Genomic DNA, 20,613 nt, shown 5'->3' with positions numbered 1-20,613 from the left:
CGCGTGGCTGCCGCGCCCCCTGCTCTTCAGCCAGACCGCGGTGGCGAGGAGGGCAAGAGACACCTCGACGCCCGCGCGGGCTGACCCGCTACGACTGCTGCTGCTCGGTGCTTCGTCGTTCGCGTGATTTGGAAAGCGCTGCCCGCCGGTTCGCGAGGGTCGATCACTACCGACGGTGACCGCTTTTATCCCTCGCCGCGCCGCTTCCGGCAAGAGGATTTTTTCGCCTCGATTTTCGCGGGCGGGATTCGATTCTCGAACGGCAGAGGGCGCGCAGCGTTGGATTCACGCGAGGGAAACGGCGGTGAGGTGGCGCGAACCCCGTCCCTCGCGGGCTTGGGCTGGCGTGGCGATCCCGGAATCAGATCGTTGCGCGAGCGGAGCAGTGCGCGGCCTCGCTCACGGCCACACCAGCACCGGCAGAATGTCGGCGCCCGCGCTGCTTTGATTCGTGACCTCGGTGGCGGTGCTGGTGATCAGATTGAAGCTCCACACGTCGAGTCCACCCATTCCCGTCGGCCGGTCGGACACCATCAGCAAGTTGGTTCCGTCATGGCTCAGAGACGGCTGCATTTCGTCCGACGTGGTGTTCCCGGTGAACGGCACGAGCGTCAGGCTGTTGACGTCGGCGAGCATGATGTCGAAGCCGTCGCCGGCGTTGCGATCGGTGGACCAGGCAAGCGTTCGCCCGTCGCCCGAGATGCAGGGCTCGCGATCCTCCGACGGCGAGGTCATTCCCGCGATGTCGATGAACGACGTGGTCGGCAGCTGGTAGAGGAACACGTCGTCGTTCCCGTTTCGATCGCTCACGAACACAATGCGATGCGCCTGGGCGTCGCAGGCCGGAGCGTGGTCGTTGGTGCCTGGCGGCCCCGCCAGCCCCGGCAGGGGAATGAACGCCAGGTTCACGACGTCGTAGAGCCGGAGCTGCTTCGCCCCGAGGGTGTCGCGCACGAACAACAGCTTGGCGCCGTCGAGCGAGAGGTAGGGTTCGGTCGCGTTCGCGCCCGGGATGTTCACGTTCACGTCCACGGTGCGCGCGTGCGAGTCGGTGTTGTAGAGCACTACCCGCTTGTTGAACGAATAGCCGGTGGCCGGATCCTCCTCGTAGGCCAGCGTCGTGTTGTCGCTGTTGATGCTGGGCTTCAGCGCGATGACGGTGTCCGAGGCCGGGTACTGCGCGTAGCTCGCGCCATCGAGGGTGAGGAAGTAGTTGCGGTACTTGCCGGCCGGCTGGCCCCGGTCGCTCGAGAACACCATGAACTTGGTGGGCCCGGGAACCTTGGGGGCGGCCGGGCTGCTCTTGGAACAGCCGGCGAGCCACGGGCACAGGACGGCCAGCGAGAGCCCGGCCAGAAGCGAGAGCCGGGCGCGAAGCGGTGGAATGAGTTGGAACGGCATTCAGTCTCCGTGCGGGCCCGGTCGGCCAGGGTAGAGAGCGTCCCGAGTCTAGCCCCTACCCCGGGGCCTGTCGAAGAACTTGACGCCGCAGCCTCAGCCGCGGGCTTAGCGTTCTGTTGAGGCTCAGCCCCTAGTATCGGAGGCCCACGAACATGGAGGCCCCGGTGCCAATCCAAGCGTACCGCGCGGCCGACTCGGGGTCATCAGCATGGGCACGGAACACGTCGGCCTGGAGTCCCAGCGTCGGTCTCAGTTGCCACAGTGGCCTGCCGACCGCCCTCAGCTTGAGGCCGCCACCTACGAAATAACCACGCGGCCCCGATTGGCTAACGTTGGCGTTCTCGAGCCACGAGCGCAGTTCGCCGTACTCGGCGAGAGCCGCCACCTCGAACGCCACGCCATTCGAGCGCAAGGGTGCCGCTACGATCCCGGCATGCCCGCGCCATTCGGTGTAAGAGGTGCGCGCGTGATAGCCGGTTCCCTCCTCGAAATACCACGAGCCCCCGACTCCTCCGCCAACGAGAAGTCCGAAGGCGCTCCTGGGGGCCGCGACCGTCAATTCGGCCTCAGCCCCTGGAACGGCGATGCGGGCGGGCTCCGCGCCGGTCACCCTAATCGCATCGGTCGAGCGTGCGACCGCAGCGACTTCGAACCGGACCACGCGCTCTCCGCTCAGAGCACAACTCGCCCAAAGGAGGACCGATGCGGAAGTCGCCACAACCGCCGGCCAAAGCCGTTTCGGTCCCGTCGTACAGCTCTCCTTGTCAGTGTGCTGGGGCAAGGGTCACAAATCTCCTGACCTGTTTCTCTCCGTCAAAGAATACTGATAGGAAATAGACCCCCGCAGGCATCCCGTGCCAAGCCATCCGGTTACGATCAAGTGATAGCATCATCGGCCCATCGGCGACGACGCCGCTGAATGGGAGGGCTACCGACCTACCTGCTACATCAAAGACCTCCGCCCTCAGACTCCCGCGCCTGGGAATTTCCAGCAGGATCCTCGCCTGGCCTCTGACTGGATTGGGCATGACGCTTACCTTTAGGTGTCGCGCAGGCTTGCCGTCAACGCCGACCGAGTTGCCGGGGCCAATGGCGGTGTACGCGAGATGCAACGGGCCAAAATCTGTCGGCCATGTGAACATCAACGCGCCATTGTGCGCGTTGTGGACTTCATAGACCTTGGTCTCGAGGACCACCTGAGATGGGCTGACTGAGACGACTCTCCCCGTATTCAACGTCTCGAGAAGGGAATAATGCGGAACCACTATCCCCCAAGTTGTATCGTAACTTGGGTCACCAGCCCCCCTGCTGCCTGATGACCTGACCCACACAGCGGGCGTCCCAGCAAACCCGATCGGAAATGTAACAGTCGTCTGCATTCTCCTCACATAGCAAATGTAGGAATCGTCGTGGGGACAAAAGTCCGGATCCGGTGGGGGCGGAGGGCAAGGTGGATAGGCAGCATGAACGTCATAAAATTGCAACGGGATCGAGGGGTCGTTTGGGTTAACGCAGACAAACGGAGTCGAATGGTCACCAACACCGTCTGCGATCAGGTGAAGCAGCAACTTGGGCCTTCGAATGAATTCCAGAGCTGCGCGCGCATTGACCAGGCCTCGGCCAACCAGGGTGGTGTCCGTCTCAGGCAGCGGCTTGGCGGTGCGTTGAAGAATTTGGGCGATGTCCTCTCCTGTGAGCTGAGGGCAGTAGTCCTTCAGCAAGACGGCTGCACCGGTGACAAAGGCGGACGCGGCGGACGTGCCGCCGAATCCGAGGCCAGTGGGGGGTGGGAATTGCGGCTGGAGCTGGCAGCCCGGCGTGGGCACCAGCCAGCCTTCCTGGTTTGAGTTGTTGTCGAAACTGGCAGCAGCAATGAAGTGTCCCCCCGGCGCGGCGATGTCATTCCATGGGCCGATAACGGAGCCCCCGCATTGGTACAATTCCGGGATAGAGCACACAAACGGCGTCATTATCTGGGTGTCGTCCCAGCGGCGGCCGTTGGGGAGAACCGCGCTGACCCCAAATACCTGCGCCTTAAGTGCTGCTGGGTACGACGGCAGATTGTCGTTCTCGTTGCCCATTGCTGCGACGAGCAAATGCCCGCGGTTGAACGAGTTTAAGGTCGCGTCGTACAGAACTTGGATGTCTGGGTCGTACGGAGGTGTTTGATGCATCGCTGATGCGATGGCGTTGTTTGTAACGCCGATGCCGGCAGCGTCGGCCCACGCATAGGCGCGGGCCACGGAAGACGGGCTGACCTCAGCTTGGTCGTCAACGGCCCGGATAGAGATGAGCCTCGAGTTCCAGGCTACTCCGGCCGTCCCGGCAACGTTGTTCGTGGCCGCTCCAATGATGCTGGCGATGCCTGTGCCGTGGTTGCCATAGTCACTGGCATCTGCGGTGTCCTTGCAGGCATCTGCGACGCAGACACCATATTCAGCGTGGCCTGCGAGATCGGGATGTAGAATATCGACGCCCGTGTCGATGATCCCCACTTTGATCTCAGATGGCCCGGTGGTGAGGTCCCAGGCGCCAAGCGCGTTGATGTCGAGGCCGGGCGCCCCGACGAACTCGCCGCCGCAGTAGACGCTGCCGAGATTCTGCAGACCCCACTGAACTGGGAAGAGCGTGTCATTGGGCGCCGGCGAGTAGGACGGCGACGAGAGAGAGAGGTCCTTGGAGACATACATGAGGTCGGGGTCCAGCTTGAGGAGACTCTCCGCGGCAGCTGCGTCGGCTCCTGGCAGAAGTTCCACGCGGTAGATGTCGGCGAGGTCCTCGAGGTGGACCGGCTCCCCCAGCTCGTTGACGGAGTTAGTGTCTGCATGTTCGAACTCCGGTATGAGCCTGATGAGGCCAGAGACGCCGGCGGAGGCGAGGTAGTCCTGCGCCGAGGGGGACGAGAAGGAGAAGCTCGAAAGCGTTTCGTCTACCAGTTGCGTCTGGGATGCCCTGTAAGGGAAGAACCTGATCACAATGTGGGAGCTATTAGCTGCGGCTGCTGGAGACATCGACGCTGGTACCTGCGCAGCGGCCCTGACGCCGCCAGACGACTCGAGCGTTAGCGCGGCCGACTGCAGCGCTTGCCCCGGGGCGATGGGCGCCGACATTAGGGCGACCTGCCCAAGCGCCGATCCAAGGATCTGCACAGGAGTCGAGTCCCGCCCGCTGGAAGACAGGTAAGCGGAGGAGACGTTATTAAGGCCTATCCCGGTGGCGGCAAGCGCGAGCCTATTACCAAACCAAGCGCATTGCGCCGAGGTCATGATGGGGACGGGAGGGAGGCCGATGCCTAAGTTGACCGTCACGGAATCAACCGCAGCTTCGTTCTGCCCGGCGCCGACGGGCGCGATGAGGACAATCTTCGCTCTTGCCGCGGCGGGCAAACGGGCGACGTAGTAGGCGGATGTCGCGGATGGCACCCCGGGAGCGCTGGAAAAGTTCTCGTAGGTGACGTGGGCGATGGAATCAGCATTGCTGATGGCGGCGCCCTCCCCAGCGAAGGCCGCGCCGCTCGGGTCCGCCGCAACCGTCATTCCCGAAATTACAAGTCCGTTCCCTTGGCCGTCGTCGCACGCGAACACCATCCGCCAAGAGGCCGGAAGGACGATCTCACCTGCTGCGGTAACCACCTCGAGCGTGCACGCCGCAGCTGCCGTCAATTGAATGTCCTTGGATCCGTTCTGCCACGCCAAAGAGAGTGCCGCCGCATCAGCGGGGAGCGCGAGCACCAGCGCCGCAAGAAACAAAGGCGCCTTCATTGCGACCTCCTGAGCAGCTGCCGAGCGCCAGTCCGGCTCCGGTAGGCGTCGGCTAGCTAAGGTTGGGGCGGGCTCCACCATGTCACCTGAACGGGTGGCCGGGAGAGCCGGTCGAGCAACGGCCGAATGAACAGCGAAATCACCGAGTCGCCCGGCGCGAGGCCAGCAGTCAGGACACGCGTTCCGTCGGGCGAGATGCGGTCGAAATGGCTGGAAACGTTTGGCAAGGAATCAGCGGGGGATCCAGAAACATCAGCAAAGTAGCTCTTGAAGACCGCGGGGTACGGTCCGTAGCCGAACACGACTCCGCGGCGTCCGCGGACTGGGTCGAGGAACGGCTGGAGGTCTGAAATGAGTCGGCCAGGATCGGCCTGAAAGAGCGTTGCGAGGTCGGAGCCGTCGGGGCGCGCGAGCAAAATTCTATGGCCCTGGGGCCCGAAGTTTTCGAGCGCGACGCGGCCATCGATGGGCAGCGAGCAGATGTCCGAAGCCCTGAGCACCTCTCCAGCCGAAGAAACCGCTCGGTCCACGTGGTCCAATAGGCTGTAAGCGTGGACCCCGAACGAATCCGGAGGCAGTGACACGTCGCCATAGACGCGGATGTACATGATTGAATTGTCGCCGTTCGTCCAGACCGGAAAATCCTCACCGCTTGGCGTGTAGAACGGAGCAATCCACTTCCCCGACGCCACGTCGATGATGTAGATCCGCAGGGCATACGAGAGCAGCAGCCGGCGGCCATCCGACGAGAAGGATCCGTTCATGGGCCAAAGGAGATTGGCGGGGAAGAGATACCTGGGATGATGGTCGCCGAGCTGGACCACGTAGATTCCAGGCGGTCCGGCGCTGCTGCGGATGATCCGGCGGAACGCAATTGTGCGACCGTCGGGTGCCCATGCGAAGGGATAGTCCGAACTGTAGGGCAGGCGCTGAACAGGTGGAGTGACCGCGGGCGCGGTGGGCTTGGGAGCGCAGCCGCAGAGCGCCAGCGCGAACGACAAGACGCCGAGGCACTGGACAGCCAGTCTTGGCCGTCCACAGCAAGTTCCGCCTCGTTTGGGCCACCCTTCTGAGCACTTCGCCGAGTCGAGATTCACGTCAGCTATTCAAAGGCTTTTTCCGCTCGGTCGCAATTGGTTTCGACCACGGCGTGGTCACCCACGGTGCCCGGGCTTGGGCTATCCTTTCCACACCCCGTTGCGCCGCGCCCGGAGATCGTTCGCTTGCGCCTGCCTCATCTCACCGCCGCCCTCGCGCCGCTCGCCGCCCTGCTGCTGGCCGGCTCGCCGCCCGCCACGGCGGCCTCGACCGCGGCCGGCCCGCTCGCGATCACCCGCAATTTCACGCTGCTCTCGCACTTCGACGAATTCCCGGCGCCGCCCGGCGAGACCGGCTACTCGGCGTGCTGGTCGTACGTCCACGGCGACGGCCGCGAGTACGCGATCCTCGGGCTCCAGATCGGCACCGCGATCTACAACGTCACCGATCCGGTCCACGCGTACCGCGTCGCCTACATTCCCGGACCGGTCTCGACCTGGCGCGAGGCCAAGTCGTACCGGAACTGGGTCTACATCACCACCGAGGGCTCGGGAATCGGCCAGGGTCTGCAGATCGTGCGCATGAGCGATCCCGAGCATCCGGTGCTCGCCGCCACCTACACCACCAACTTCATCCGCTCGCACACCGTGGCGATCGACACCACGCGAGCGATCCTGATCTGTAACGGCACCACCAACGCGCAGGGCCAGGGCACCGGCATGCGCGTGCTGTCGATCGCGAACCCCGAAGCGCCGGTCGAGCTGTCGTGGTGGCCGGGAGGCACGGTGCCGATTGCTGCGGCCGACTACGTTCATGACTGCGTGCCGGTCGGGAACCTGCTCTACGCCGCCTCGATCTACGGCGGCTACGCGCGGGTCTTCGACTTCAGCAATCCGGCGGCGCCGGCGATGCTCGAGTCCTGGACCTATCCCGGGGCGTTCTCGCACAACATCTGGCCGGATCGGGACGGCCAGACGATCTACGTCACCGACGAAGTGAACGGCGAGCCGCTCAAGATCTTCGACGTGTCGGACCCCGCGCATCCCCAGCTCGTCAACGGCATCACCTCGAACCCGCAGGCGATCGTCCACAACGCCCACGTGCTCGGAGACGAGCTGTATCTCGCCAACTACACCGAGGGGGTGCGCGCGCTCGACATCAGCGATCCCCGGCATCCCGCCGAGTTCGCGAGCGCCGACTCGTATTTCGGCCCTTCGGGCGGCTTCTACGGCGTGTGGGAAGCGTGCCCCTACTTCCCCTCCGGCATCGTGATCGCGAGTGACCGCGAGACCGGGCTCTACATCTACCGGCCGGATCGCGACTACGGCCTGATCCGTGCGCGCGTCGCGTACGCCGACGGCTCGCCGGTCGCGCGCGCGCAGGTGATGCTCACCACCCAGGGCGATTCGCTCGAGACGCCGAGCGACGGCATCGTTCAGTTCGCGCCCTCGCCCGGCGCCCATACCGTTCGCGCCCGCGTGTTCGGCTGCTACGACGCGAGCGCCACGCGCCTGGTCTCGACCGGCAGTCGCGACACGGTGCTGCTGACGATGATTCCGCGCGCGCGGTCGCCGTTCTCGGGACTGGTGCGCGACGCGCGCACCGGCGCGGCGCTCGAGGACGCCGAGGTGCGGCTCGAGTACACGCCGCTGGCCACGATCCGCACCGATCCCGGCGGGCGCTTCGACTTCGGCAAAGTGCCGGTGGACGCCTATCGGCTCTCGGTGCATGCGCCGGGCTACGTGCCGCTGTCGCTCGCGATGCCGGCCGGCGGCCTCTATCCCGGACAGACGCTGTCGCTCCAGCCGGCCGAGTTCCACGACGACTTCGAGACCGATCGCGGCTGGACCGTCGGCGGTCCCGGCAGCGGCGACGACGCGACCACCGGCCGGTGGGTGCGCGTGACACCGCTCGGCACCGGCATCGTGCCGCTCCTCGCCGCCGGCGACGCGGTGCCGCCGTGCTGCCAGAACCTGCCCGCGTGCACCGGCCAGTGCCCGCCGGCGCTGGCGCGGAAGGCCGCGCTCGCCGAGCTGGGCGGAGCCGCCGCGTTGTCGGCGATCGTGGCCGCGGGCGCGGACGGTGACGTGGCGCCGGGCGCGGATCGCTCTCCCGGCGCGGGCACCCAGTGCTACGTGACCGGCCAGGGCAGCGATCCTTCCAACTTCACCGAGGCCGACATCGACAACGGGCACACGTCGCTCACCTCGCCGCGGCTCGATCTCTCGCGGATGGCGAAGCCGGCCATCGGCTACTGGCGCTGGTGGTACGCCACCGGGCGCGGCGACGACTGGTTTGCGGTGGCACTCAGCAACGACGACGGCGCGACCTGGGTGCCGGTCGACACGGTTTACGCGGGATTCGAGAACGCCTGGAAGGAAGTCTCGATCTCGGTGCGCGATTTCGTCGCGCCCACCGACCGCGTGCGCGTCCGCTTCAGCGCCGCCGACACGCCGCCCGACGACATCGTCGAGGCGGCGGTCGATGACGTCACCGCCTACGACGCGGCCGGCGCCGATCTGCCGGTGGCGCCGGCCGCGCCGCCCGCTTCGGGCGTCCGCGCCTGGCCGAACCCCGCGCGTGCCGGCGAGGCGCTGCGCGTGGCGTTCGCGGCGACTCTCAGGCCGCCCTCACGCGTCGCGCTCTACGATCTCGCGGGGAGGCGCGTGGACTTCACGGACGTGAGCTGGATCGCGTCCGGCGCGCCCTCGACGCTGGCGTGGAAGCCGGCAGTGCCGGGGCCGGGGCTCTATTTCCTGCGGCTCGAGGCCGGCGCATCCATGCTTGCCTCCACCCGGCTGGTCGTGGTGCAGTAGCGTGCCCCTGCGTCACGAGACCCAGCGAGCCCCCACTCGCGTTCAGGCCGCTCCCCACACCGGAGAACGCTCATGGGATGCCCCGTGGTTCACTTCGAAATCGGCTGCCGCGATCGGGCGCGCATCGAGACCTTCTATCGACGGCTGTTCGACTGGAACATCAATCCGATGGGCGTCGTGGATTCGAGCCCCAGCGGCATCGGCGGCCATATCAACGCGCTCGGCCACGAGCCGCACAACTACACCACGTTCTACATCGAGGTGAACGACGTCGCCGCCTATCTCGAGAAGGCCGGCGGGCTCGGCGGGCGCACGCTGGTCGGGCCGATCGAGATTCCCAACGGCACGTTCGCGTGGATGGCGGACCCCGAGGGCAACGTCGTGGGGCTGTGGAAATCGAAGCGCTGAGGCGCGCGTTTCAACCCGGGGACACGCCGATCGGCTCGCGCTGCGCGTCGAACCAGAAGATCCAGATCGCGAGCAGCCAGCCGATGTTGCCCATGATCGCGATGGCGCGATCGTTGGGCGGCGGCGGACCGGCGATGCTCGCGACGTAGAAGGCGAGCAGCACGACCACGAACGACCACATGCCGAGATGGCCGGCGAGATTCCTGGCGCGCGTGGTCCTGAGATAGATCGCGAGCCCGACCACGAACATCAGCGCCTCGACGATGATGGTCGCGGCCGGCGAGTTCCACAGCCCGAGCCCGACTTTGGGCCCGCCGCCCGGAATCAGGGGCAGGTCGGGCTGATGCGCGAACCAGTCCAGCACCCAGTGGCTCACGACGCCGGCGGCGATCACCCAGGCTGCGACCGAGTCGCGCGTCCGCCAGAAGTAGAGCAGCGCGAACAGCCCGCCCCACACGCACAGCATCAGCAGGCTGTGCGACCAGGGATAAGCGATGAACTCGAGGGTGGTGAAGGGGTTCGCGCTCCGGACGATTCGTACCTGCTCGATCCCGAGCAAGAGAAAGACCGGCCACAGCAGATCGGCGAGCAGCGGCGCGATCATCAGCGTGCCGAGCGAGGCGCGTGGCGCCACGCGTTTCGAGGCGAAACCGACGGCGAAATGGCCGATGAACATGGCGGCCTCCGGGCGTGAAATCTAGCACGCGCGCGGGGGCGGTGGGGATGCCTCGCGCCGCGGGGTGAATTCGTCGAGCCGGTGCTGGCCCGGTCTCAGCGCAGCACGATGGCGCGGCAGCTGGCGCGACCGGCGCTGCCCTCGGCGAGCGCGAAGTAGGCGCCGGACGCGATCTTCCGGCCCGAGGCGTCGGTCCCCGGCCAGTGGAGGGTCGTGCCCGCCGCGCTCGCGACATGCTCGCCGAGATCCGCGAGCCGCCGGCCCGAGAGATCCAGGATGCGCACGCGCGCGCTTCCACCGCGGTCGGAGCGGAGCGCGAAGTCCACGCCGCCGTGGTCCCGCGAAGGGCGCGCCTCGAGGCGCAGGCCGCCGGGAACCGCCATCGCAACCGGCTCGACCGCCGCCGTTCCGTTGTCATAGCCGTAGCGAACCCGCTGGATGGCCACCTCGCTCCCCGCGGCCCCGGTGCCGTCGCCGAAGTAGACGTTGTCCGGACTGGATCCGAGGATGGCCGGACCCAGCACCGTCGCCCCGATCCGCGCGCCGTCCAGCTGCAGAATCGCGCTATCGGCGACCACTGCAAGCCGATAGGTGTGAAAGCCCACCCCGCCGGACGGCACGAGCGGTATGCCGTTCGTGGGATCGAGCCGCAGATCGGTATTCACCGTGAGTCCCGGGGTCGCGATTCCAAGCGTGAGTCGCCGGCCCGTGGAATCCACCGCGTCGAAGTAGAAACCGGAGCGCTGCGTTCCGTCGCCCACGTTGCCGTTGTAGCTCGAGCTCGACACCGCGAGAACGATGACCATTTCGAACCCCGGCCGGAACTGGAACGGCACGTCCGCTCGCTGCCACCAGCGCGTCTCGGGATTGTTGGTGAGATGCGGGAGCAGCGCGCCACCGGAAACGACTGGCGCGGGCTCGGCGCCCGCGTCATCGACGAAGAGCCAGCCGCTCGCCTGCGGCAGAGCGCCGAGCGCCGCGTTGTAATCCACCAGGACCTGTGCGCGGACCGGAGTCGCGAACGCGACGAGCGGAAGCGACAACACTCCGAGCATCTGGCGAACTCGCATGAAGGAAAGTCCTCGACGGACGGTTTGCGCTCTCCCGACCCATGATTGGGACCCACGCGCCTCGCACAAATCACAAGCCGTCGAGCGGCCGCTCCCTCATCGACCCCGACGGGTTGCGGAACCCGTCGGAGGACGGAGCCAAGCATAATCGCGACAGGCACTTGATCATGTGACTCGGCAGGCGGATCATCATCGGACCGCACCGCCTTCTCGAACCCGCTCGATGATCGCGCCAGCTGCCCCAGATCGCGCGCCGCAATTCGGGCGCGCCCGAGCGCGACGTTCACGAGAGTTGACCCTTCTGGGACACCCCGGCGGTCTCCGCCTGCCGATACTATTGGGGTCATGGCTCGTACCCACGACCTGCGGCGAATCTGGGCGTCCACCGCGCTCGCGCTGTTCCTGCTCGGGAACAACTTCTGCGTGGTGACCGGCGCGCCGATGCTGTCGGCGGCGCCGGCGGGCGCCTCGGTTCGGCCGTCCGCTCCGCTCCACCCCTGTTGTGTCGCGGCGGCCGCTCGCGCCCAGCGCGAGCATCAGACCCGCCGCGAGTCCACCGCGCCGTGTTGCGTTGCGATGGCGCCGGTGGTGGCGCCGGCGTCTCCCACGATCGCCACGGCCCCGGCCGCGATCACGCTCCTCGCACTGCTCCCCGCAGTTCCGACCGAGACGGCTGACTTCGCTCGGGCCGTCTCGGTCGAGGCCGTTCGACCTCCGGAACGCGCCGCGACCCCCGACGCGGGTCGCGCTCCGCCGCGTCTCTGATCCCACGCTGAGGCTCGTTCTCGCCCGCGGGTGAGAACGCCCGCCGGGAGGACTCCCGGCAGCGGATCGCGCACGCGCGATTCAGGGCTTCGTTTCGTGGCGCGAGTTTCCGGTTCGCGCGGTGGGATGGCTCCATGATTCTGACTCTCGTGGTCGCGGCGTTCCTCGCCGCCGCGCCCGCTGCTTCCGCGGAGCTGGCTCCGCCCGACACGCTGTCGCTCGCCTGGCTCGAGCGCCAGGTCGAGGCTCGCAATCCCGGCCTCGCCGCGAGTCGAGCCGCCGCCGGGCAGGCCGCGGCCCGCGCGCGCACGAGCGGGGCCCTCGAGGATCCCGGCGTTCGCATGATGGCGGCGCCGCAGAGCTTCGGCTCGGGTCCGCCCGATGCCGGCTACCGCGTCGAGGTCACGCAGTGGTTCACGCCGTTCGGCCAGCGCGGGCTCGAGCGCCGCGCCGCCGCGGCCGACGCCGGCGCCGCGTCGCAGGACGCCGCGGGCGCGCGCCTCGATCTGCTGCGCGCGACGCGCGAGGCGTTCTTCGACTACTACCTGGTGTCGCGCTCACTCGAGAACAACGCCGAGCAGTCGGCGCTGATGGATCAGTTTCGGCGCGTGGCGCTGTCGCGTTACTCGGCCGGCACCGGAGAGCAGCAGGATCCCCTGACCGCCGAGCTCGAGATCGCCGAGCTGGAGCATCACGAGCGGCAATTGGAGAGCGAGCGCCGAGTCATCACCGGGCGCATCAACGCGCTTCTGCATCGCGACCCCGCGGCCAGCCTGCCGCCCGCGCCGCGCGTGCTCGAGATCCCGGCCGCCGCCGACACCGCGCGCGACTCGATCGCCACGCGCGGTGGCTGGCCCGGAGTCGCCGCAGCCGATGCGCGTGTCGCCGCGGCCGAATCGCGGCTGGCGCTGGCGGGCCGGCAGCGGCTGCCGCGCCTCGAGCTGGGATGGAGCTACGACCGCGCCATGGCCGAGCCGCAATGGCGATCGATGGGCATCGTCGCGCTCAACCTGCCGCTGTGGTTCGGCCGGCTGGCCGACGCCGAGGACGAGGCGCGTTTCGGGGTCTCGCGCGCCGAGGCGGAGCGCGCGGCGGCGGCCGACGAGGCGGCGCGGCACGTCCAGCAATCGACCGCGGAGCTCGAGGAGGCGGGCCACGAGGTCGAAGTGATCGAGCGCGAGATGGTTCCGACCAGCGCTCGCGCGCTGGCCGCGGCGCGCGCATCGTTCGAGAGCGGGCGCGGCAGCTTTCTCGCGCTGCTCGACATCGCGCGGCGGGCCGCCGGCACGCGGCTCGAGCTGGAAGCCGCGCGGGTGCGGCGGGCGCGTGCCTGGGCGGCGGCGCAGCAGGCCGTGGTCGCGGATCGCTCGGAAGCCGAGGTCCGGCCATGAGGGCGCGCGTGCCCGGGATCGCGCTGGCGGGGTTGGCGGTCCTCGCGGTTGCGGCGCTGCTGCTCGTGCGACCGTTCGGCGCTCCGAGGCTCCCGGCCGACCTGGCGTACCAGAGGATCGGCGAGCTCTCGGTCGGGCTCGCGACCGCGCCCGATCCGCCGCGCGCGGGCGAGAACCAGATGCTGGTGGCAGTGCGCGATCGCGACGGCCAGCCGCTGCGCGGCGCCGATCTCCAGGCGCGGGTGGTGATGGAAGCGATGGGCGCGATGCCGCGCATGGAGAGCCGCGGCGAGTTTCGCGAGATCGCCCCCGGCTTCTATCGCGCGCGCTTCGGGCTCGCGATGGCCGGCGATTGGACCGTCGAGCTGCGCGTGACGCCGAAATCCGGCCCGCCGCTTCACGCCGACTACCGTCTGAGCACGCTTCGCGCCGGGGCCACCTTCACCGGCGAAGCGGCCACCGGCGGCGCCCCGCCCGCTGAATCGCTGGGCGTGGCGCAGGCGGTGACGCTCGACGCCGCGCGCCGGCAGTCGCTCGGCATCCGCACCGAGGGGGTGGCGCGCCGCCCGCTGACCGCCACGGTTCGCGCCGCGGGCCGCGTCTCGTGGGACGAGACCCGACTCCACGACGTGACGCTCAAGTTTTCGGGCTACGTGCGCACGCTGTCCGGCGACTTCACCGGACGCACCGTCAACGCCGGCGAGCCCCTGCTGACGGTCTATTCGCCGGAACTGCTCTCGGCGCAACAGGAGTATCTCGAAGCGCTGCGCGCCGCGCCGACCGATCCGTCGGCACGCGAGCTGGCCGACGCAGCGCGGCGCCGGCTGCTGCTGTGGGACGTGCCGCCGGCGCAGATCGAAGGCATCGCGCGCGAGGGCAGGGCGCGCGACGAGATTCCGGTGCTGGCGCCGGCGACCGGAGTGATCACCGAGAAGCGGGTGGTGGCGGGCAGTCCGTTCGCGGCCGGCGACGTGCTGTTCCGGATCGCGCCGATCGACCCGGTCTGGGTGATGGCGGCGATCTATCAGGTCGACCTGCCGCTGGTGACGGTCGGAACGCCGGTCACCCTCTCGAATCCCTATCTCGACGGTGGCTCTCGCAAGGGTCGCGTGGCGTTCGTGGATCCCACCCTGACCGCCGACACGCGCACTGCCGCGGTGCGCATCGAGGTGCCGAACCCGGCCGGCGATCTCAAGCCCGGCATGTTCGTGGACGCGGTGATCGAGAAGCCGCTCGGCGAGCGGCTCGCGGTGCCCGAGAGCGCGGTGCTGCCGACCGGCGAGCGACGCCTGGTGTTCGTGGATCTCGGCGACGGGCGGCTGGCACCGCGCGACGTACGGCTCGGGGTCCACGCCGGCGAATGGTACGAAGTGCTCGGCGGACTCGAGGCCGGCGAGCGCGTCGTCACCTCGGGCAACTTTCTGATCTCGTCCGAAGCGCGGCTGCGCTCGGCGGGCGAGAAGTGGTGAGGCGATGAAGCGAGGCCGCCCATGATCGAACGCGTCATCGCCTGGTGCGCGCGCCATCGCGCCGCGACGGTGTTGGGCGTCGTGGTGGCCGCCGGCTTCGGCGTCTACTCGCTGCTCCGCACGCCCCTCGACGCGATTCCCGATCTCACCGACACCCAGGTGATCGTCCAGACCGAGTGGCCGGGCCGAAGCCCCGACCTGATCGAGGACCAGGTCACCTATCCGCTGGTCGCGGCGCTTCGCTCGACACCCGGCGCGCGCTACGTGCGCGGCCTCTCGATGTTCGGGGATTCGTACGTGACCGTGGTGTTCAAGGACGGTGTCGATCTCTACTGGGCGCGCAGCCGCGTGCTCGAAGCGCTGGCCGCGGCCGGTGGGCGATTGCCCCCGGGCGTGACTCCGCGCCTCGGCCCCGACGCCACCGGCGTCGGCTGGGTGTTCGAGTACGCGCTGGTCGACACCACCGGCCGCCTCGATCTCGGGGAGCTGCGCAGCTTCCAGGACTGGACGCTGCGCTACTGGCTGCAGAGCGTCGACGGCGTCGCCGAGGTCGCCGCGGTGGGTGGCTTCGTGCGCCAGTTTCAGGTCGAGGTGAATCCCACGCGGCTCCTGAGCTACGGGGTCACGCTCTCGGAAGTGGCCGACGCGCTCAAGCGCGCGAGCGGCGCGACCGGCGGGGGCGCGCTCGAGATCGCCGAGCACGAGTTCGTGGTGCGCGCCAACGGCTACGTCACCTCGGCCGCCGATCTCGAAGCGACGCCGGTCAAGACCGGCGGGAATGGCGTGGCGGTGACGGTGGGCGACGTCGCCGACGTCCATCTCGGCCCCGAGCCGCGGCGCGGCATCGCCGAGCTGGACGGCCGCGGCGAGGTGGTGGGCGGCGTGGTGGTGATGCGCCAGGGCGCGAACGCGCTCAAGGTCGCCGAGGGCGTGAAACGCCGGCTCGCCGAGGTGCGGCGCTCGCTGCCCCCGGGCCTGCAGATCGTGGTCACCTACGACCGATCGGAGCTGATCCGCCGCGCCACCGACACCCTGCGCCGCACGCTGATCGAAGAGATGGTGATCGTGAGCCTGGTGATCCTGCTGTTCCTCTCGCACTTCCGCAGCGCCCTGATCCCGATCCTGTCGCTCCCCGCGGCCGTCCTGCTCGCATTCGTTCCCATGCTGCGCCAGGGCCTGAACGCCAATCTCATGTCGCTGGGCGGCATCGCGGTCGCGATCGGCGCGATGGTGGACGCCGCGATCATCATGGTCGAGAACGTGCACAAGCGGCTCGAGTCGGTGGACGCCGCCGCGCCGCGGGCGCAACGCGACGCGGTCCTGGTGCGCGCGCTCCAGGAAGTCGGGCGGCCGGTGTTCTTCGCGTTGCTGGTGATCACCGTGTCCTTCCTGCCGATCTTTTCCCTGTCGGGCACCGAGGGCCGGCTGTTCCGGCCGCTGGCGTTCACCAAGACCTACTCGATGGCCTTCGCCGCGCTGCTCGCGATCACGCTCACGCCGGCGCTGGCCGCCTGGCTGATTCGCGGGAGGATCCGACCCGAACGGGAGCAGCCGCTGGCGCGCGCGCTGATCGCGCTCTACACGCCGGTGCTGCGCCTGGCGATTCGCCGGCGCGGCTGGGTGATCGGGGGCGCGGCGCTGCTGGTGCTCTCGACCGTGCCGGCGTTCCTCTCGCTCGGCACCGAGTTCATGCCACCCTTGAACGAGGGCACCATTCTCTACATGCCGACCGCGCCTCCCGGCATGTCCGAGACCGAATCGGCCGCGATTCTCCAGAACATGGACCGCCGCCTGATGGAAGTGCCCGAGGTGGCGCACGCGTTCGGCAAGATCGGGCGCGCGCGCACCGCCACCGATCCCGCGCCGCCGGGCATGGTGGAGACCATGATTCAGCTCGAGCCCGAACGCGAATGGCGGAAGGGCATGACCTGGGAACGACTGGTCTCGGAGCTGGATCGACGCCTGCGCTACCCGGGCATGCCGAACCTGTGGTGGATGCCGATCCAGACCCGCAACGAGATGCTCTCGACCGGCGTGCGGAGCGCGGTCGCGGTCAAGGTGTTCGGGCCCGACGTGGCCGGGATCGAGAGCCTCGGCGTCGCGGTGGAAGCGGCGCTCGGAAGCGTGCGCGGCACGCGCAGCGCCTACGCCGAGCGGCTCTCGGGCGGCTACTTCCTCGACTTCGACGTGCGTCGCGATCAGGCCGCGCGCTACGGACTCACCGCCGGCGACATCCAGGACGTGATCGAGTCCGCGATCGGCGGCATGACCGTCGGGCAGACGATCGCGGGGCGCGAGCGAATCGCGATCACCGTGCGCTACCCGCGCGAGCTGCGTGACAGTCCGGAGGCGATCTCGCGAGTACTGGTGGGGACGCCGAGCGGGGCGCAGGTGCCACTCGCCGAGCTGGCCACGATCTCGTTCCGCAAAGGCGCGCCGATGCTGCAGAGCGAGGACGGCCAGTTGTTCGGCCTGGTGTCGGTGGACGTCGCGGACCGACCGATCGCCGACTACGTGCGCGCCGCGCAGCGCGCGGTCGCGGCGCAGGTCACACTGCCGCCCGGCTATCGGCTGGCGTGGGCCGGACAGTTCGAGCATCTCGAGAGCGCCCGGCGCCGGCTGCTGTGGGTGGTGCCGATCACGCTGCTGCTGGTGGCGCTGCTGCTGTGGCTCAATCTGCGCAGCGTCCCCGAGACCGCGATCATCCTGCTGGCGGTGCCGTTCTCGCTGGTGGGCGCGGTCTGGCTGCTGTTCCTGCTCCACTACAACCTGAGCGTCGCGGTGTGGGTGGGGATGATCGCGCTCGCCGGGCTCGACGCCGAGACCGGCCAGCTCATGATGCTCTACCTCACGCTGGCGTGGCGCGAGCGCGTCTCGCGCGGCGCGCTGCGAGATCGGCGCGATCTCGAAGCGGCGATCGTCGAAGGCGCGGCGCATCGCATCCGGCCCAAGAACATGACGGTGCTCGCGATCCTCTTCGGCCTCCTGCCGATCCTGTGGAGTCACGGCACCGGCGCCGACGTGATGAAGCGGATCGCCGCGCCGATGGTAGGCGGCGTGATCAGCTCGTTCGTGCTCGAGCTGCTGGTGTATCCGGCTGTGTTCGCGTGGTGGAAGGGTCGTATGCTGCCGGCCACTGGCGGCGACGGCGCCCAATCGGGAGGAATGGCGGAATGAGACTGTTGATGAGGTGGCATCGCTATCTGAGTTTGAGCGTCGCGCCGGCCATGCTGTTCTTCGCGGTTTCGGGGGCGTGGCAATCGTTCCGGCTGCACGAGTCGCGCAAGGACGGCAGCTATCACGCGCCGGCGGTGCTCGAGCGGCTCTCGGTGCTCCACAAGGCCGAGCGCCTGCGAGGTCCGGCGGGAAACGTGTTCCGGCTGGGCGAGCTGGCGATCGCGCTGGTGTTCGCGAGCACCGCCCTGCTCGGCATCGTCCTGGGATTCAAGCTCGGCAAGCACGGCCGCGCGCCCTGGGTGGCGGTCTCGGCCGGGATCGTGCTGCCATTTCTGATCGCGTGGATCGGGTATTCGGGATCGAAGGGCGCGGGCGGAGAGAGCGGCGGTCCGCCGCCGGGCGCGCATGCGATGGCGGATTCGAACGAGGCCGGTCGACCTTGAACGGTCGGATGACGGGGATTCGCACATGAAACGAACGCTGATTTTGCTGGTGGCGCTGGGAGCTCTGGCCGGCTGTGGCAGGAGCGCCGCGCCCGGCGAGGTCGCGATCGCCGTGACCGAGGATGGCTTCGTGCCGCCGATCGTGATCGTGCCGAAGGGGCAGCCCTACACGCTGGCGGTGACGCGCAAGGTCGAGGCGACTTGCGCCACCGAGCTGGTGTTCGACCAGAGCGGCGAGAAGCACGAGCTGCCACTCAACGAAACCGTGCGGATCGCGATGCCGGCGGCCGACGCCGAAACCCTGAGCTACGGTTGCGGCATGGGCATGCTGAAGGGCAAGGTGGTGGTGCGTTGACGCACGCGGACCTGCTGCCGGTGCTGCTGGCGCTGGTGCTGGTGCTGCTCGGCGCGCGCCTCGGCGGCGCAGCGTTCGAGGCGATTGGCCAGCCGGCGGTGCTCGGCGAGCTCCTGATCGGCGTGGTAATCGGCAATCTCGGACTGATCGGCTTTCACCAGTTCGATCGTCTGGCGCATCAGCCGAGTCTCGAGCTGCTCGCCGAGATCGGCGTGCTGTTCCTGCTGTTCCAGGTCGGGCTCGAGTCGAACGTGCGCGACATGCTGGCGGTGGGCGCGTCCTCGTTCCTGGTCGCCACCTTCGGCGTCATCGTGCCCATGGTGCTGGGGTTCTTCGTTTCGCGCGAGTTCTTTCCCGCCAGTCCCGGGCTCGCCCACTGGTTCATCGGCGCGATCCTGTGCGCGACCAGCGTCGGCATCACCGCACGGGTGCTCGGCGATCTCGGCCGGACCGCGAGCCGCGAGGGGCGCATCATCCTCGGCGCGGCGGTGATCGACGACGTGCTCGGACTGATCGTGCTGGCGGTGATCTCGGGCGCGATCCAGGCGGCGAACGGAGGCGCTGCGTTCCGGATCTCGGCGCTGGCGTGGATCGTTGGCAAGGCGGTGGCCTTCCTGGTGGCGGCGGTGCTGATCGGCGGCTGGCTCTCGCGGCGAGTCTTCCGGGTGGCCAGTCACCTGCGTGGCCAGGGCGTGCTCCTGTCGCTGGCGCTGGCGTTCTGTTTCGCGCTGTCGTGGCTGGCCGCCAAAGCCGGGCTCGCGCCCATCGTCGGCGCGTTCGCGGCCGGCCTGGTGCTCGAGCCGGTCAACTACCAGGAGCTGATGGCCCGCGATCGCCATCGGCGCGAGATTCGTGAGCTGATCGAGCCGCTGGCCTCGTTTCTGGTGCCGGTCTTCTTCGTCCTGATGGGCATGCGCGTGGATCTGTCCAGGTTCGCTCACCGCGAAATCCTCGGCTTCGCCGCGGTGCTGACGCTGGCGGCGATCGCCGGCAAGCAGGCGTGCTCGCTGGGCGTGCTGGAGCGCGGGCTCGATCGGCTGTCGGTCGGGCTCGGCATGATCCCGCGCGGCGAGGTCGGGCTGATCTTCGCCAGTATCGGCGCGTCGCTGTCGCTGGACGGCGGGAAGGTGGTGAGCCCCGCGGTCTACTCGGCGGTGGTGCTGATGATCTCGCTCACCACGCTGCTCACGCCGCCCCTGCTCACGGCGCGCTTCCGGGAGTCGGATGCGCGCGCCGCCGCCCGGCGGTAGACTCCGCGAGCCGGCCCTACCCCACCGGCCTTGACCGCACGCTCGGCTTCGGCGCTCCGCGCGCCTTTCGGGAGGATCCCATGCGCACTCGACTCGTGAGCTTCGCGCTGTCCCTGTTGCTGGTCGCCGCGGCGATTCCGGCGATTGCCCATCACACCAGCGCCGATTCGGGCGCGCCGGTGACGGTGGGCAAGGCTGCCGACTCCAAGTGGACCGAGACCACGATCAAGGCGGCGGCCACCGACGCCAACAAGAAGGTGCTGGCGTCCGGCAAGCCCGCCGCCGTCACCGGCGAGGTGGTCGAAGTGTCGTGCTATCTCCAGCTCGGCAAGCGCGGCGAAGCCCACATTCCCTGCGGCACCAAGTGCATCAACAACGGCCAGCCGATCGGGCTCGTGGACGCCCAGAACAATCTCTACCTGCTGTTCGCCGAAGAGCACGATCCGCGGCGCGACGGCCAGGTGACGCTGAAGGATGCCTTCCTGCCGCTGCTCGCGAAGCAAGTGACCGTGAACGGCATGATGACGCAGATGAAGGGCGGGATTCGCGCGCTCTACGTGCCGGCGGCGACGCTGTCGGACATCAAGACGCAG

16 protein-coding genes are annotated in these 20,613 nt (G+C 68.5%); 10 read left to right on the top strand and 6 right to left on the bottom strand.

Going from position 1 to position 20,613, the window contains the following annotated elements:
- Window positions 1–399 precede the first annotated feature (399 nt).
- From VMJ70_05850 to VMJ70_05835, 4 genes are all read right to left on the bottom strand, one after another.
- On the bottom strand, window positions 400–1,401 hold the full coding sequence (locus VMJ70_05850; GenBank protein HTO90637.1) for a hypothetical protein: 1,002 nt from the start codon (window positions 1,399–1,401) through the stop codon (window positions 400–402).
- 130 nt (window positions 1,402–1,531) lie between these two features.
- On the bottom strand, window positions 1,532–1,960 hold the full coding sequence (locus VMJ70_05845) for a hypothetical protein (protein ID HTO90636.1): 429 nt from the start codon (window positions 1,958–1,960) through the stop codon (window positions 1,532–1,534).
- A gap of 205 nt (window positions 1,961–2,165) precedes the next feature.
- A complete protein-coding gene (locus VMJ70_05840) occupies window positions 2,166–5,162 on the bottom strand; it encodes a S8 family serine peptidase (protein HTO90635.1) in 2,997 nt (998 codons plus the stop codon).
- A 56-nt stretch (window positions 5,163–5,218) separates the two neighbouring features.
- Window positions 5,219–6,163 (bottom strand): hypothetical protein, encoded by a 945-nt coding sequence (locus tag VMJ70_05835; GenBank protein ID HTO90634.1) that lies wholly within the window; start codon window positions 6,161–6,163, stop codon window positions 5,219–5,221.
- Window positions 6,164–6,385: 222 nt separating this feature from the next.
- Between VMJ70_05835 and VMJ70_05830 the strand changes: the two genes are divergently transcribed.
- Both VMJ70_05830 and VMJ70_05825 read left to right on the top strand, forming a co-directional pair.
- A complete protein-coding gene (locus VMJ70_05830; protein HTO90633.1) occupies window positions 6,386–9,016 on the top strand; it encodes a choice-of-anchor B family protein in 2,631 nt (876 codons plus the stop codon).
- An 84-nt stretch (window positions 9,017–9,100) separates the two neighbouring features.
- Window positions 9,101–9,424: a VOC family protein gene (locus tag VMJ70_05825; GenBank protein ID HTO90632.1), complete on the top strand. Its 324-nt coding sequence runs from the start codon at window positions 9,101–9,103 to the stop codon at window positions 9,422–9,424.
- Between the two features lie 10 nt (window positions 9,425–9,434).
- On the opposite strand, the gene VMJ70_05820 is transcribed toward VMJ70_05825, so the two are convergent.
- Window positions 9,435–10,100 (bottom strand): hypothetical protein, encoded by a 666-nt coding sequence (locus VMJ70_05820; protein ID HTO90631.1) that lies wholly within the window; start codon window positions 10,098–10,100, stop codon window positions 9,435–9,437.
- Window positions 10,101–10,195: 95 nt separating this feature from the next.
- On the bottom strand, window positions 10,196–11,170 hold the full coding sequence (locus VMJ70_05815; protein HTO90630.1) for a hypothetical protein: 975 nt from the start codon (window positions 11,168–11,170) through the stop codon (window positions 10,196–10,198).
- A 345-nt stretch (window positions 11,171–11,515) separates the two neighbouring features.
- Here VMJ70_05815 and VMJ70_05810 point away from each other — a divergent pair, with 345 nt between their 5' ends.
- The 8 genes from VMJ70_05810 to VMJ70_05775 all read left to right on the top strand — a co-directional run.
- Entirely contained in the window at window positions 11,516–11,935 is a 420-nt protein-coding gene (locus VMJ70_05810; GenBank protein HTO90629.1) for a hypothetical protein, read from the top strand.
- 134 nt (window positions 11,936–12,069) lie between these two features.
- Window positions 12,070–13,326, top strand: coding sequence for a TolC family protein (locus VMJ70_05805; protein HTO90628.1), 1,257 nt, complete (start codon window positions 12,070–12,072; stop codon window positions 13,324–13,326).
- On the top strand, window positions 13,323–14,795 hold the full coding sequence (locus VMJ70_05800) for an efflux RND transporter periplasmic adaptor subunit (protein ID HTO90627.1): 1,473 nt from the start codon (window positions 13,323–13,325) through the stop codon (window positions 14,793–14,795). Before VMJ70_05805 ends, VMJ70_05800 begins: the two co-directional genes overlap by 4 nt.
- Before the next feature lie 21 nt (window positions 14,796–14,816).
- Window positions 14,817–17,972, top strand: a complete 3,156-nt coding sequence (locus VMJ70_05795) for a CusA/CzcA family heavy metal efflux RND transporter (protein ID HTO90626.1) — start codon at window positions 14,817–14,819, stop codon at window positions 17,970–17,972.
- Window positions 17,969–18,415: a hypothetical protein gene (locus tag VMJ70_05790; GenBank protein ID HTO90625.1), complete on the top strand. Its 447-nt coding sequence runs from the start codon at window positions 17,969–17,971 to the stop codon at window positions 18,413–18,415. Before VMJ70_05795 ends, VMJ70_05790 begins: the two co-directional genes overlap by 4 nt.
- A 25-nt stretch (window positions 18,416–18,440) precedes the next feature.
- Window positions 18,441–18,770, top strand: coding sequence for a cupredoxin domain-containing protein (locus tag VMJ70_05785; protein ID HTO90624.1), 330 nt, complete (start codon window positions 18,441–18,443; stop codon window positions 18,768–18,770).
- Window positions 18,767–20,020 carry a cation:proton antiporter gene (locus VMJ70_05780; protein ID HTO90623.1) on the top strand — a complete coding sequence of 418 codons (1,254 nt, stop codon included), beginning with the start codon at window positions 18,767–18,769 and terminating at the stop codon, window positions 20,018–20,020. Before VMJ70_05785 ends, VMJ70_05780 begins: the two co-directional genes overlap by 4 nt.
- Before the next feature lie 80 nt (window positions 20,021–20,100).
- The coding region (locus VMJ70_05775) for a hypothetical protein (protein ID HTO90622.1) at window positions 20,101–20,613 on the top strand (513 nt) is incomplete at its 3' end.

The organism is Candidatus Sulfotelmatobacter sp., from assembly GCA_035498555.1.
Classification (GTDB): domain Bacteria; phylum Eisenbacteria; class RBG-16-71-46; order RBG-16-71-46; family RBG-16-71-46; genus DATKAB01.
The sequence above is the reverse complement of the archived record's forward strand: the minus strand, read 5'-3'. Positions and strand labels throughout refer to the sequence as shown.

Coding starts and splice junctions, on each gene's coding strand:
- VMJ70_05840 (HTO90635.1), bottom strand. CDS start 5,162: ATGAAGGCGCCTTTGTTTCTTGCGGCGCTGGTGCTCGCGCTCCCCGCT.
- VMJ70_05800 (HTO90627.1), top strand. CDS start 13,323: ATGAGGGCGCGCGTGCCCGGGATCGCGCTGGCGGGGTTGGCGGTCCTC.
- VMJ70_05810 (HTO90629.1), top strand. CDS start 11,516: ATGGCTCGTACCCACGACCTGCGGCGAATCTGGGCGTCCACCGCGCTC.
- VMJ70_05790 (HTO90625.1), top strand. CDS start 17,969: ATGAGACTGTTGATGAGGTGGCATCGCTATCTGAGTTTGAGCGTCGCG.
- VMJ70_05815 (HTO90630.1), bottom strand. CDS start 11,170: ATGCGAGTTCGCCAGATGCTCGGAGTGTTGTCGCTTCCGCTCGTCGCG.
- VMJ70_05850 (HTO90637.1), bottom strand. CDS start 1,401: ATGCCGTTCCAACTCATTCCACCGCTTCGCGCCCGGCTCTCGCTTCTG.
- VMJ70_05785 (HTO90624.1), top strand. CDS start 18,441: ATGAAACGAACGCTGATTTTGCTGGTGGCGCTGGGAGCTCTGGCCGGC.
- VMJ70_05795 (HTO90626.1), top strand. CDS start 14,817: ATGATCGAACGCGTCATCGCCTGGTGCGCGCGCCATCGCGCCGCGACG.
- VMJ70_05805 (HTO90628.1), top strand. CDS start 12,070: ATGATTCTGACTCTCGTGGTCGCGGCGTTCCTCGCCGCCGCGCCCGCT.
- VMJ70_05820 (HTO90631.1), bottom strand. CDS start 10,100: ATGTTCATCGGCCATTTCGCCGTCGGTTTCGCCTCGAAACGCGTGGCG.